A 13,838-nucleotide genomic window follows, 5' to 3' on the forward strand; every position below is an offset into this window, starting at 1 on the left:
GAAGAATCCTTTCCCGCGGCGTTGTTTGAGTCCCACGCTAGGCGTGGATGCGATGGCGGGGTGCAGGGGATTAGGGCTATGTGGAAAGCGGCACTGTCCTCGGAGGATGAACCAACGAGGGGCCGCCGGCGGGCCCGGGCCCTGGCCGCGATTCGCCGGTTCACACCCCGCCTCGGGTAGGCTAAAGCAGCAGCCAATGCGCAAAATTGCGCTGCCCGCATTCGAATCAGGAGAGTTTGTGACCGCTGACCTCGTCATCGTAGGGTCGGGCTTCTTCGGCCTGACCATCGCAGAACGGGCCGCTACAGAGCTGGGCTTGAAGGTCGTTGTCATCGACCGCCGGGAGCACATCGGCGGCAATGCCTACAGCGAAAAGGAAGAGCAGACCGGCATCGAGGTGCACCGTTACGGTGCACACCTTTTCCACACCTCGAACGAGCGCGTTTGGGAGTACGTCAACCGTTTCACGACATTCACCAACTACGTTCACAAGGTGTACGGCGTTCACAAGGGTGAGGTCTACTCCCTGCCGATCAACCTGTCCACCATCAACCAGTTCTTCCGCGCCAACCTGACCCCGGGCCAGGCCCGGGAACTGATCAAGGAACAGGCCGGGGAACTTGCCGGGACCGATCCGCAGAACTTGAACGACAAGGGCATCCAGCTCATTGGCCGTCCGCTGTACGAGGCCTTCATCAAGCACTACACCGGCAAGCAGTGGCAGACGGACCCCAAGGACCTGCCCGCGGGCATCATTTCCCGCCTCCCGGTGCGCTACAACTACGACAACCGCTACTTCAACGACAAGTACGAGGGCCTGCCGACAAACGGCTACACCGCGTGGATCGAGAAGATGGCGGAGCACCCGAACATCGAGGTCCGGCTCAACACGGACTTCTTCGACGAATCGCACGAATACAGCAAAGGCAAGGTTGTCGGTAGCATCCCGGTCATCTACACCGGGCCGGTAGACCGGTACTTCGATTTCGCCGAGGGCGACCTTTCCTGGCGCACTATCGACTTCGAGAAGGAAGTCCTCGACGTCGGCGACTTCCAGGGAACGTCGGTAGTCAACTACAACGACGCCGATGTGCCCTACACCCGCATTATCGAGCCGCGCCATTTCCACCCGGAGCGCGACTACCAGACGGAAAAGACCGTCATCATGCGCGAGTTCTCCCGCGCAGCGGAGAAGGGCGACGAGCCCTACTATCCGATCAACACTGCTACGGACCGCGAACGCCTGCTCAAGTACCGCGATCTGGCGGCCGCTGAGAAGGATGTTTTGTTCGGGGGACGGCTCGGCACGTACAAGTACCTGGACATGCACATGGCCATCGGGTCCGCGCTGACCATGTTTGACAACCAGATCCGCCCGCATTTTGAGGGCGGCGCCAAGATTGAAAGTGGAGGGGTCGACGCATGAGCGCCGCGGACGAAACGAACGATTGGACGCGGATCCAGCGGGTCATCCTGCCCTCCGCCGATCAGACGGACACCATCCCGCTGTACGTGGATGCGGGTCCCGCCAGCGGCATCCGGCTGCGGGAGAACGATGAATTGGCGCGCTCCCCGAAGCTCCCCGAAGACAAACTGCAGATGTTCAGTTCGGGAAGCCGCCAGGCGCACTTCGAGGACTTGCTCTCGCGGGAGTCCATGCGTGTGCGGTCCGGTGAGCAGATCTCCTTCGGCACCTATTTCAATGCGTTCCCTGCAAGTTACTGGCGACGGTGGACCTCGGTCCGTGACATCCGGCTCGTGGTCCGGACCACCGGCACAGGTGCCGTGACGGTTTACAAGTCCAACGCCCGTGGCTCCGTTCAGCGGGTCGATGGCCACCACGTGGACGGCGACTCCACCTCGGTTTTCGAACTCTCCCTCAAGCCGTTCGGCGACGGCGGCTGGTACTGGTTCGATCTTGCGGCGAGCTCCACGGACCTCGTGCTGGAGTCCGGACAGTGGGAAACCCCGGACCATGTGAACCACCGAGGCCAGGTGACACTGGAAATCACCACAATGAACAAACCCGATTTCTGCCTCAACAACGCCCGGATTCTCTCTGACAACCTCGACGTCCTCAACGATGTCAAAGAGATCCTGATCGTGGACCAAGGGACGCAGAAGGTTGAGGACCAGGTCGGTTTCACTGAGGTCCAGGAAGCACTCGGCGGTAAACTCCGGGTCATCAACCAGGCCAACCTGGGCGGTTCCGGCGGCTTTGCCCGCGGCATGTACGAAGCGGTAGAGAATGGCAGCGACTATGTGCTTCTGCTCGACGACGATATCGTCGTCGAGCCCGAAAGCATCGTTCGTCTCCTGACATTCGCCGACTACTGCCGGAAGCCCACTATCGTCGGCGGCCACATGTTCGACCTTTACAGCCGCAGCGTCCTGCACACCTTTGGCGAGGTCGTCGACCCCTACCGAATCGTGCCGGCTCAGCCACATGCCGACATGGAACTCCGCCACGATTTCAGCGTCGCCAACCTCCGGCAGACCGCTTGGCTGCACCGCCGAGTGGACGTTGATTACAACGGCTGGTGGATGTGTCTGATCCCAACGCAGGTGATCAAGGAGATCGGGCTTTCCCTACCGTTGTTCATCAAATGGGACGACGCCGAATATGGTCTGCGTGCCCGGGAGGCGGGTTTCGCGACGGTATCGTTGCCGGGTGCTGCCGTGTGGCACGTATCTTGGGCCGACAAAGATGACATGGTCGGCTGGCAGTCATACTTCCATGAGCGCAACAGGCTGATTACAACGCTTATTCATAGCCCTTACCCCAAGGGTGGCCGTGTCTTGAGGGAGTCGGTTCAGGCCGATGTAAAGCATCTTGTCTCCATGCAGTACTTCACTGAGCACGGCCGGATCGAGGCTTTGAAGGACATCTTCAAGGGACCCGATGATCTTCACCAGGTTCTGGCCACCCGCCTACCGGAAATCAACGCACTGAAGTCCGAGTACCCGGACGCCCAGCTCAAGGACGACGTCGACGACTTCCCTGCGCCGAAATTGGGTCGCGGACCCATGGGGGGCGCCCCCATCGGCATGCCGCGCAAGAAAGACCTGGTTCCCTGGGGAATCAAGACAGTTTCGCGTCAGCTGGTCAAGACTCCTGCGCCGGAAAGCGCCGAGCGTCCGCAGGGATTTTTGGCCCACCGCGACAACCGGTGGTTCCGGCTTGCGCACTACGACAGCGTCATAGTGTCCAATGCAGAGGGAACGGGGGCCTCCTGGTATCGGCGGGACCCCAAGAAGCTGAAGTTGATGCTGACTGAAGCAACACGCCTGCATCTCCGGCTTTACCGCGAGTGGGACAAGCTGGCTGAACAGTACCGCGCCGCCGTTCCCGGGATTACCTCAATGGCAGCCTGGAAAAGGACGTTCGACGCCGACGCCAAGGACCGCAACTAGATGGCCGGACAAGTCGACCAACTAGTAAAACCCGGAAGCGGCCGCGGACTGCTCGACGTCTACGGTGACCGGTTCCTGCTGAAGCTGCTGGTACGCAAGGAAATCAAAATCCGTTATCGCGGATCAGTGCTCGGGCTGATGTGGTCCTATGTGAAACCACTGATGCAGTTCCTGATCTACTTCATCGCGCTGGGCATATTCCTGAATCTTGAGCACGGGACGCCCAACTATGCGATCTACCTCTTTTCGGGCATCGTGCTGGTCAACTTTTTTACGGAGTCATTGTCCAATGCCACCCGATCAATCGTTGACAACCGAGACCTCATCCGAAAGATCTACTTGCCGCGGGAGCTATTCCCGGTGGCAACGGTATGGGTCTCGGCGGCGCACTTCCTGCCACAACTGCTCGTCCTGATCGCTGCCTGCCTGTTTGTGGGCTGGACCCCGTCGATCCTGCAGATAGCCGCTGCGGTCCTGATTTTCGTTATGGTCGCAGTGCTGGCTACGGGCCTCGGTCTGATGTTCGGCGCCGTCAACGTCTACTTCCGCGACTCCGAGAACATTGTGGACATGATCGTTATGGTCGTCACGTGGGCTTCTCCGGTGCTCTACGTATGGACCATGGTCGAGCGTGTCATGGGACAGTGGTTCTGGGTCTACATGCTGAACCCGATGACCACCGCCGTCGGAGTTTTTCACTGGACTTTTTGGGAACCGACACTGAAGGCCGACCAGGTGGTCAGCGATCCAATGCCCCCGGACCTGCTGAGCTTCTGGCTTCCAGTTTCCATGCTCACCTCCGTCGCCATCCTGTTCCTTGGCCAGTTGATGTTCCGCCGGCTTTCCGTCCACTTCGCACAGGAGCTCTAAGATGACGAAGCGCGGCCACGTTGCCATCAGCTGTATCGGCGTCCGCAAGCAGTTCGTTCTGCGCCACACCCGGTCCCTCAAGGAGGCTCTGGTCTGGCTGGTCAAGGGACGTAAGGGGGACCTGTCGAAAAGATTCCTCGCGCTCGACAACGTATCGCTCGAGGTCAAACAGGGCGAAACTGTCGCACTCATGGGGCTCAACGGTTCCGGAAAGTCGACACTACTGAAGCTGATCTCTGGAGTCCTGCAACCTGACGGCGGCACGGTGCGGACCCGGGGGCGCGTGGCCGGCCTGATTGAAGTCGGCGCAGGCTTCCACCATGACCTCAGCGGCCGGGACAACGTCTATCTCAACGGCGCCATCCTTGGCATGTCAGAGAAGCAGATCGATGAGATGTTCGATTCCATCGTCGAGTTCTCCGAGATCGGAGAATTCATTGACACGGAAGTGAAGTTCTACTCCTCGGGAATGTACCTGCGCCTGGCGTTTTCAATTGCGGTACACACAGACCCTGAGGTCTTCCTGATTGATGAAATTCTTGCTGTGGGCGACGAGCCGTTCCAGCGCAAGTGCATCGCCAAGATCAAGGAACTTTCGGAAATGGGGAAGACCCTGTTTGTGGTGAGCCATGACCTGGATCTGGTCGCCACCGTGTGTGAACGGGGCGTCCTGCTCGAACACGGCAAGGTGGTCATGGACGCTGAAGTGCACGAGGTCGTAGACGAGCTCCGGCGAAGGTCTTCGGTGGGTTAGCCCTTCCGCGTGGGAAAACGGCGGTCGATGCCTATTCGGGGAGATTGGCGCCCGAGACCGCAATCGTGCCGTTAGAAACTGATCTGAGCCGCCAGAGCCTCAAGAACCTCTCGTCCCTTCGCCTTATCCCACTGGGAAGACGACGAGGGCAGCGCAACGAGCACGCGCGTGGACCGAACTCCCGCCACCACCGTAAGAACGTACTCAGAGGTTCCGGACAACCGGTTCACTGCAAACCTAGCCCGTTCCCCCAGGCCAGGGACATCCTCCGGTTCTGTCATTAGTTTGAAGGGGTCGTCGGCTGCCAGGGACTCGCGGGACGGGTAGGTTGTCACTTCGGTGATAAGGGCGTTTGTTGTCAGGCCGCTTGCATCCAACGCGTAGATGCAGGAATCCTTCTTGACTCCGGCCGTGTCCTGCACCGCGGAAGGCTGTGCACCCTGGAGGTCGGACGCCAGGGTGCCAAGCGCCTTCCTGATGGCCTCCGGGCTGAGGACCTGGCAGGCGGTCGCTGACGGTGCCGGCAGCACGGTTCGCCCGTCGTGCGCGATGCTTGGCGTCGGAGTCCCGGTTGTCCGGCCTCCCTGAGGAGATTCCGTTGCGGATCCGTGGCCGGTACAGCCTGCCAGGGCGAGCGCGATAGCGAGCGACGTGCAGGCAACTCCCGCCCGGACCGCACTGTGCGTTTTGCTAGCGGAAAACATCGGCAACGACACCCATCACGATGTGGTCGCCGGGGACGGCGCTGTTCATGAAACGCACCACATCAGGTTCGTTCATAGCGATGCACCCCCAACTCGGATACCGGTTTGCATGCAGGAAGATTGCGAATCCGGCATTCATGACAATGCTCGAATCCGGCTCGCGGTTGTAGTTGATGACGACACCCTGCCGGTAGTCGTGGGCAGGTCGAGTGGCATAATACCACATGTTCTCGTCCGGGAAAATGTCCGCGCTGGACTCGAAGTACCTGTTGTAATTGGCGTTGAGCCGGCCGCCCCACCGAGAGTAGGGGTTCAGGGTCAGGTAGTTGAGTGCAGTGCCCGGGTTGCCGAGCCCGAAAGCATCCGTCACTGTGAAAGAACCCGTTGGGGAGAACTTGTTGATGGTGGGTCCCGAGGCGACCCCGGGCCTCGCAAAGCCGGATTCTCCGGCCTGGGCCCAAGTTGACCATTCATAGGCGTAATGGCCTCCGGATTTCGCACATGTGACAGATGTGACTGGCGACGTGGAGTACTGCTCTGCGATGGCGAACGTGACACGCTGCGCGCCGCCGGTTCCGTAGTTAACTGACCCTCGGTTTATGGCCTCGCAATAGCCACTGGGCGAGATGTAAAGTTTCGGTCCTGAAATTGGTGTCCAGCTTAGGGAGCCATTCTCGAACCACTGTTGGCAACCGCCGCTCCAGCACTTCTCGGTCTCAGTGGGGTACCCCAATGAACCGCTGGGTCCTCCGCGACTCGTCCAAGTGGCGCCTACGGCACCCCAGACGGTGTTTGACCCCGTGGTTGGGGACCAAAAGAGTTGGCCGCCTTGGAAGTTCTGCATACAACCGCCTGCCCGCAATCCGCAGATTTCGGATCCAACGGGGTACCTTAGTCCTCCATTCTGCGCGCCCTGGTTGATGTATGCGGCGCGGTTGGCACCCCAGAGTGGACTGGAACCGGTGGCAGGCGACCATAGCAGTTGACCACCCTGGAAAATCTGGGAGCAACCGCCGTCGCGAAGGCCGCAAATCTCGGCTCCTGTCGGATAGTGCAGGCCCCCCGATGCGGCGTTGTGGTTCTTGTAAGCCACAAGGTTGGCACCCCAAACGGGATTGGACCCGGTGGCCGGGGACCAGTAGAGCTGGGCCCCTTGGAAGGCCTGGGAGCAGCCACCATCCGCGAGCCCGCAGATCTCTGGACCTGTGGGGTAGCGGAGTCCACCGTTCTGTGCCCCATAGTTCATATACGCGACGCGGTTTGCGCCCCATACCGGGTTCGACCCTGTGGCCGGCGACCAAAACAGTTCCCCGCCCTGGAACAGTTGAGAGCAACCGCCATCGCGATACCCGCAAATCTCGGCTCTCAGAGGATAGCGGAGACCGCCCCCCTGTGCACCAAAATTCTTGTAGGCGACCAGGTTGGCGCCCCATACTGGCTGGGCGCCGGATATTGCCGACCAGTACACGTTGCCATTCTGGAATGTTCTGTGGCACCCGTCGTCAGCCAGTCCACAGATAATGTCGGCGGTGGCCGCGCCGAGCGCGCCGGAGGCTCCGCCAAGGCCCGACCACACGGCGGTAATTGCCGCCGCGGCCCCCGGCGGCGGCGTCACTGCGGTGGCGGCCGCGCCCTCAACCGCTGGCTGTGTTGGCAGAGTCCCTGTGGTTGGAGAATTGCCCGGGGTTACCGCCGGCCGCGGTGACACTGCGAGAGAGCTGTCAGGCGCTGACGGTTTTGGTGTGGCAGTCTCCGGCCCTGTGGCCGGGGGAGTTGTCGCCGGCGGCGTGGGTTCTGGGGTTGCAGTTGGCGACACCGGAATTTCCATGGTTATTGCCCGATGCATCGGCAATTGGCTCGCCTGTGAAGCACCCGCCGACCCGAGTATAAGGCCGACAATCGTCAAACCGACGAAGACGCTCCCGGTGACTGGTCGCAATAAGCTCAAAGAATCCCCCAAAATCTAATGGCCCGACTGCTCGAATAGTCCGTGCAGTTTTCTCGAACGCCACGTGTCTACAGCAAACTTCTCAAAGTGTACCTGCCGATCAGGTACATGCAGGGCGGTGGGAGGGATACCGTAAAGAAAGTCGCGCCTAGCGGCATCCGACTATTTCATAGAGCCGCGCGTTGCCGCGTTTCTCCACGAGCCGGAAGGAAGGCCGGCTTTCGAGGTTAGAAATTCCCGTATATGGATGGGATCCCCCGTGTACTTCCAATTTGCCGAAGTCGAGAACCCAGTAGCTTTTCAGCGTACGAACCGCATCGCAGACCGTTGGGTCCGAATCCAGCTGATTCAATCTTCGTTCGATCAGCCTGACAGTCTCAGATGGTTCGCCCAGCATGTGCGGTTCCAATGTTTTTCTGTCGCTCAGCGCGTAAACCAGGGATGCGCCGGTCCATGGATTGCCGATGACGATTTCGTCGGAGGGCACGTGCTCGTCGACTGCAGCCAGCAGTGCTCTCTCGTCCTTTGAGAGCAATTTGGAGTCATCGGTCAACCGATAAGAGTTGGCGCCGTTGCTGACTTCCGGTTCGACCGTCTGAAATTGTGTTATGCCTGCGAAAGAAACCCAGACTAAGGCCACACTTCCCGCGTAGGCGAAGCGCCGCCATGAGCTAGGAAGCGCGCGCAAGATTGCGGTGCCATAGGCTTTGTACCGGCTTACCGCAAGCCCGGCGATCCATACGGCGCCTAGGGCCACCACGGGCACTGTAACAACCGGCAAGAGCGCCGCGATCCGGTTGCTGTCGTTGTACCACCCTCCGGTAAGGAAGGAGCGGAAGCGTCCGAACCACATGCCGCTGACCACAACGTACAGGGCGACGGCGGCCGTGAACGACATCAGGAGGGGCCAAAGCCGCCTCGCTGAAGCAGCAACACACACCCCTGTCACCGTGAGGACGGCGAGAACGACGGGCATGGGGCGGCCCATTCCGGAAGCCGTCACAGCCTCCCCGAAGGCTTGCGATAAGGATTGGATAGGCGGCCAGAAAGCGGCCTCCGCTTCGGGCCTCAGTGCCTTCCAGAAAATATAGGCACCAAGAACGAAGCAAAGCATCACTGCAAACGGAAGAACACGGGACAATGGTTTCGCGGTCTTTGGTACAAGTGCGGCGTTCCACGTGATGAGGCGCTTCAAGACCCAAGGCGTCCCGAATGCCAGCAATGCCAGGAGGGCGGAGGGGTGTGCAAGTGCTATCCCCGGGACGGTCATTGCCAATACAAGAGCAGAAGAGCCAATTCCATGCCTTTCGGCGTTGCCCGTATCCAGTACTGAGACGACCAGACTTAAGGCAAACGGCAGGACAGCAGTGGCAAGCATCAGGGGATACAACACGCCAAAGTCCAGCAGCAAATAGGGAAACTGGCTGAAGCCGGCCGCCGCAATTGCCGCAACCCATGTGGCCACGGGGTTTGCCCCCAGAATGCGTCGGGTGAGGTACACGCATCCGGCAGGCCAAATGAGCGCTCCAATGAGCACATTGCAGACATTGACAACGCCGGGAATCGGGAGCGCTGTCAGCTGAACTGTGAGCGAAACGAACGCATGCCATGCGGCCGGATAAATGCCCGGGTGCCCGGTACTATCTACGAGGTTACCGATCGTCAGGGACGAGGCAGAGCCCGTGTCAAGAATGAATCTGATGGCATTGAGGTGGAAAACATTGTCGAATGTTTGCGAAATGTTGTCGGGCGATTCGAAGATCGAAATAATTCGAAAACCCACTATTGAGCCGCTGACGATCAGCGACGCCGGGACCAGCCACGCGCGTCCCGTAGAAGAAGTCAGGGCCGGAGTTCCGCGGGGTGGCCAAATCCATCGCCGCAGGGCAAGCCCAACAAGGCAGGCAAGTACTGATAAGCCGGTGACTGCCAGGATTGACCAGGGAATCCCTGCTGCCGCCGCAAGCACTGCCGATGCACCAATCAGCGAAACGCTCAACGGCCCGGCTCCCGCCCAGAGCATCAAGCCGCGGGCACCAAAGGCATATCCCGCGCCGAGCCCTGGCAGGAGCAGGATGCAGGCCCCCGTCAGGAACGCGGGCACGTAGTCGAACCAACTCATGCTGCTGCCGTCCTCTGCCCAGATTCCACTTTCAGCTCCAGCACGCGGTTATCCTATACAAAGAGGCAGTTCCAACGGCGGTGACCAGGCTGAAACCCTTGGCATGGTCGATATTGAAAAGGCCATCGTATTGGGCATCCTTTGGATAGCCGTGTTGGAACGGCTGTTGAGTTGACTGCAGGACATAGTGAATGTTTAGCGACCGAACGGCGTCACAGACCTCGGGACGCTTGGAAACCCACCGCAGCGAGCGGGCCACGAGGTCCTTCGCCGGAGTCATGGCCGTGAAAATCTGGTTGAACGTCATGTTTGTGCCTGAATAGAGGTAGGCCAGTCCGCTCCCGTTCCACGGGTCGCCGACTACGAATTCGCTCGGGCCTACGAAGTCGCCCAGCTTCTTGTACAGCTCCAGTTCGTCGGAGGACATCATGGCGGAGGTCGGCGTAATGGCGAAGTTTCTCTTCGCCGAATCAATGGCCGGCTGCGTTGAGACGGCGAAGGACACTCCCAGGACCACCACCGTTAGCAACGCGATGATCAAATTGGCGGCGCGTTTTCGCGGAGTTCGTTTGAGGTCGGGGATGCGGCGGTTGATCGTCTCGGCGAGTGCAGTCGCTCCGGCGACAGACATCGGAAGTGCTACCAGTACAAAGCCCGCAGCCAGGCGGTTGTAGTCGTCATACCAGACACCGGTGAGGAAGGACCGCAGCTCCGACGGCGGGAAGCCCGCGACTGCGACAAATAGCAGGCCGAAGAGCAGGTACGAGGCAACGAACCACCGCTGGGTGTTCTTTCGCCACACAGCAACGGCGCCGATGATGACCAGCGGTGCCACGGCAAAGGATGGAAGGTTCCAGGAATGCGTCACCCACAATGCTTCGCCGATCGCCTGCTGTGGGTTCTGGTAGGGCGGATTGAACTGTATCGCGGACAAAGGCTGGGGGCGTAGGGTCAGCCAGGCCAAGAGTATGACGGTCACCGACAGAGGGGAGGCGACCTGCCTCCAACCCAGGCCGCGGAGGCCGCCTTGCAAGGGGAACAGTCGCGACTGCTTCAGCCAAGAGCCGATGATCATGGGAAGAACGAGGCCAAGGACCAGCAGAACGCCGCTGGGGTGGCTGAAGAACATGCCGGGGACGGCGATGAGGAGTAGAGCCGCGACCATTCCTGGGTGGAAGCAGTCCCCGCTTCTCGTCCTCCGGAGGAGAATCACTACCAGGCCGGCTACCGGCAGTACCAGCGCGGTGGACAGCAAGTTCGGATACAGGACGCCCCAGTCCAGCAGGCGGAACGGAAAGGTTCCGAAGCAGGTGATCAGGAGACCCGTTCCGAGGATATAACGCCGGCCGTTTCCGAAGAGCTGGCGGACAAAGAAGACTGCGCCCAAGGGCCAAACCAAGGCACCGATGATCAGGTTCAAAGCAATGACGGATTCCGGAATTGAAGCACCGGAGGCCGTCGCGATCAGTGCAGCGAAGGAATGCCATGCTGCGGGGTAGGCAGACGGAGGGCCGCCGTTGAGCCCCAGCGATGCGGAGAAGATTGACCCATCGCCGCTGTCCACCATGTATCTGACAGAGTTCAGGTGAAACACACCATCGGTGGTCTGTGAAATCCAATCCGGTGAGCCGAAGACGTAGATAAGCTCGGCCCCCAGGATAATTGCGGCGACGCCAACTGCGATTGCGATCGTTCCCAAGGGGTTGGGCGCCGTCGCCGGGGGCGCCGCAACGGGCCACCGGCGCTCCACCAGTCGTCGGAGGACGAACGCCGCCGAGCACGCCACACCGACGAACGCGGCGAATCCCAGGAGATTCCAAGGGAGTTTTACTACCCAAAGAAAGGTGGAGGCAACGACAACGAGCGACGTGGAAACGACCGGCGCGAGACCGATGGCTGCGGCTGCGCGGCCACCGGCCGCACGGACCATCAGGAATCCCGGGCCGAGGACCAAGGTAGCTGCCAGCAAAGCCGGAAGTATGATCAGCGGCCAGGTCGTTTGCATCGGTTTTTCATCGCTTACTGTTTGCTCTAGGGCATAGATGAAGGGGCTTTTGTCGGCCCTCTACGCCGGGTTACCGAAGTCTGGGTTCCGCTACAATTTCTTTCCGCGTTCCAGCAGTGACATGAGGTAGCCGCCGTATCCGCTCTTCATCAGGGGCTGGGCGCGCAGGCTAAGGTCGTCGTCCGAGAGGAAGCCTTGACGCCAGGCGATCTCTTCGGGGGCGCCGATCTTCAGTCCCTGGCGGTTTTCGACGGTTCTTACGAAGTTCGACGCGTCGTTCAGATCGCTAAACGTTCCGGTGTCCAACCATGCCGTACCCCGCGGGAGGACTTCCACATGAAGTTTTCCTTCGTCAAGGTAGTGGCGGTTCACATCCGTTATCTCCAGCTCGCCCCTCGGCGAAGGCTTCAGGGATTTGGCTATTTCTACGACATCGTTGTCGTAGAAGTAAAGTCCAGGGACCGCGTAGTTACTCTTGGGCTTGGCGGGTTTCTCCTCGAGTGAGACAGCCCGTCCTTCTTCATTGAACTCCACCACGCCGTAGGCCTTCGGGTCCGCCACCCAGTAGCCGAATATTGCGCCACCGTCTAGGCCGCTGAAACGCTGGAGCTTGCTGCCCAGGCCTGCCCCGTAGAAGATGTTGTCTCCCAGTACGAGACAGACATCGTCGGAGCCGATGTGATCTGCGCCAAGAATGAAGGCCTGGGCCAGCCCATCCGGTGACGGCTGTTCGACGTAGCTAAGGCTCACCCCGAAGCGGCTGCCGTCGCCAAGAAGCCTCTTAAAAGGGACTGCATCCTGAGGCGTCGTCACGATGAGAATATCGCGGATTCCCGCCAGGATCAGGGTCGACAGGGGGTAGTAGATCATCGGCTTGTCGAATACCGGTACCAACTGCTTGCTGATGCCCAAGGTAATAGGGTGCAGGCGCGAGCCTGTTCCGCCCGCCAGAATGATTCCACGCATGCCTGCCATCTTCCCCTGAGCCGGTCGCTTTGACCAAACCGGTAGTCTGGTCATATGCAGAAATTCCTTGTGACCGGCGGCGCCGGGTTCATCGGTTCCAACTTCGTTCACTACGTCGTGTCACACACTGACCACCATGTGACCGTTCTGGACAAGCTCACCTACGCCGGAAATTTGGACTCCCTCAACGGCCTTCCGGAGGGCCGCTTCCGGTTCGTGAAGGGCGACATCTGCGACGCCGCCCTGGTCGACGGACTCGTGGCGGAAGCCGACGTCGTGGTCCATTACGCCGCGGAGTCGCACAATGACAATTCCCTGCAGGATCCCCGCCCGTTCCTGGATACCAACATCATCGGCACGTACACGCTGATCGAGGCGGCCCGGAAGCACGGCAAGCGCTTCCACCACATCTCCACGGACGAGGTCTACGGCGACCTGGAGCTCGATGATCCGGAACGGTTCACCGAGAACACCCCGTACAACCCCTCCAGCCCGTATTCCTCCACCAAGGCGGGTTCGGATTTGCTGGTGCGGGCGTGGGTGCGCTCGTTCGGGCTGCAGGCGACCATCAGCAACTGCTCGAACAACTACGGCCCGTACCAGCACGTGGAGAAATTCATTCCGCGCCAGATCACCAACGTGATCGACGGGATCCGTCCCAAGCTCTACGGCAAGGGTGAGAACGTCCGGGACTGGATCCACGCCAACGACCACTCCTCCGCGGTCCTGGCGATCATCGCCAAGGGCCGGATCGGGGAGACGTACCTGATCGGCGCCGACGGCGAGCAGAGCAACAAGGACGTCGTCGAGCTGATCCTCAAGCACATGGGCCAGGCACCTGACGCCTACGACCACGTCGTGGACCGGCCCGGCCATGACCTGCGCTACGCGATCGACTCCACGAAGCTCCGCACCGAGCTCGGCTGGGAACCGCGCTTCTCCAATTTCGACGCCGGCATCGAGGACACCATCGCCTGGTACCGGGACAACGAGGACTGGTGGCGTCCGCAGAAGGCCGCCACGGAAGCCAAGTACACGGAACAGGGCCAGTAGAT

At 60.3% G+C, this 13,838-nt stretch carries 10 protein-coding genes; 5 read left to right on the plus strand and 5 right to left on the minus strand.

The genetic code is table 11. The annotated features are described in order from the left end of the window. The first annotated feature begins 238 nt into the window (after positions 1-238). Genes glf through GXK59_RS04455 form a run of 4 tightly spaced genes read left to right on the plus strand, consistent with a single transcriptional unit; the run spans position 239 to position 5,038 of the window. The gene (glf, locus tag GXK59_RS04440) at positions 239-1,426 is read left to right on the plus strand and encodes a UDP-galactopyranose mutase (protein ID WP_160668989.1); all 1,188 of its coding nucleotides are present in this window, start codon (positions 239-241) and stop codon (positions 1,424-1,426) included. Continuing rightward, entirely contained in the window at positions 1,423-3,414 is a 1,992-nt protein-coding gene (locus GXK59_RS04445) for a glycosyltransferase (protein WP_160664696.1), read from the plus strand. The genes glf and GXK59_RS04445 overlap by 4 nt, the downstream gene beginning before the upstream one ends. Then, positions 3,415-4,284 carry an ABC transporter permease gene (locus GXK59_RS04450; RefSeq protein ID WP_160664698.1) on the plus strand — a complete coding sequence of 290 codons (870 nt, stop codon included), beginning with the start codon at positions 3,415-3,417 and terminating at the stop codon, positions 4,282-4,284. 1 nt (position 4,285) lies between these two features. After that, entirely contained in the window at positions 4,286-5,038 is a 753-nt protein-coding gene (locus GXK59_RS04455; protein WP_160664700.1) for an ABC transporter ATP-binding protein, read from the plus strand. A 71-nt stretch (positions 5,039-5,109) separates the two neighbouring features. Here the strand turns inward: GXK59_RS04455 and GXK59_RS04460 are convergent, their stop codons facing one another. The 5 genes from GXK59_RS04460 to rfbA form a co-directional block, all read right to left on the minus strand. Then, on the minus strand, positions 5,110-5,460 hold the full coding sequence (locus GXK59_RS04460; protein WP_160664702.1) for a hypothetical protein: 351 nt from the start codon (positions 5,458-5,460) through the stop codon (positions 5,110-5,112). A 268-nt stretch (positions 5,461-5,728) separates the two neighbouring features. After that, a complete protein-coding gene (locus tag GXK59_RS20930; protein WP_337248077.1) occupies positions 5,729-7,588 on the minus strand; it encodes a L,D-transpeptidase family protein in 1,860 nt (619 codons plus the stop codon). 250 nt (positions 7,589-7,838) lie between these two features. Then, positions 7,839-9,812, minus strand: a complete 1,974-nt coding sequence (locus GXK59_RS04470) for a DUF6541 family protein (RefSeq protein ID WP_160664706.1) — start codon at positions 9,810-9,812, stop codon at positions 7,839-7,841. 31 nt (positions 9,813-9,843) lie between these two features. After that, positions 9,844-11,817 (minus strand): DUF6541 family protein, encoded by a 1,974-nt coding sequence (locus tag GXK59_RS04475; RefSeq protein ID WP_160664708.1) that lies wholly within the window; start codon positions 11,815-11,817, stop codon positions 9,844-9,846. Positions 11,818-11,907: 90 nt separating this feature from the next. Continuing rightward, positions 11,908-12,783, minus strand: a complete 876-nt coding sequence (gene rfbA, locus GXK59_RS04480; protein WP_160664710.1) for a glucose-1-phosphate thymidylyltransferase RfbA — start codon at positions 12,781-12,783, stop codon at positions 11,908-11,910. 54 nt (positions 12,784-12,837) lie between these two features. On the opposite strand from rfbA, the gene rfbB reads away from it, so the two are divergent. After that, the gene (rfbB, locus tag GXK59_RS04485; RefSeq protein ID WP_160664712.1) at positions 12,838-13,836 is read left to right on the plus strand and encodes a dTDP-glucose 4,6-dehydratase; all 999 of its coding nucleotides are present in this window, start codon (positions 12,838-12,840) and stop codon (positions 13,834-13,836) included. The last annotated feature ends 2 nt before the right edge of the window (positions 13,837-13,838 follow it).

Origin of the sequence: Pseudarthrobacter sp. ATCC 49987 (assembly GCF_009928425.1) — a bacterium.
Classification (GTDB): Bacteria; Actinomycetota; Actinomycetes; order Actinomycetales; family Micrococcaceae; genus Arthrobacter.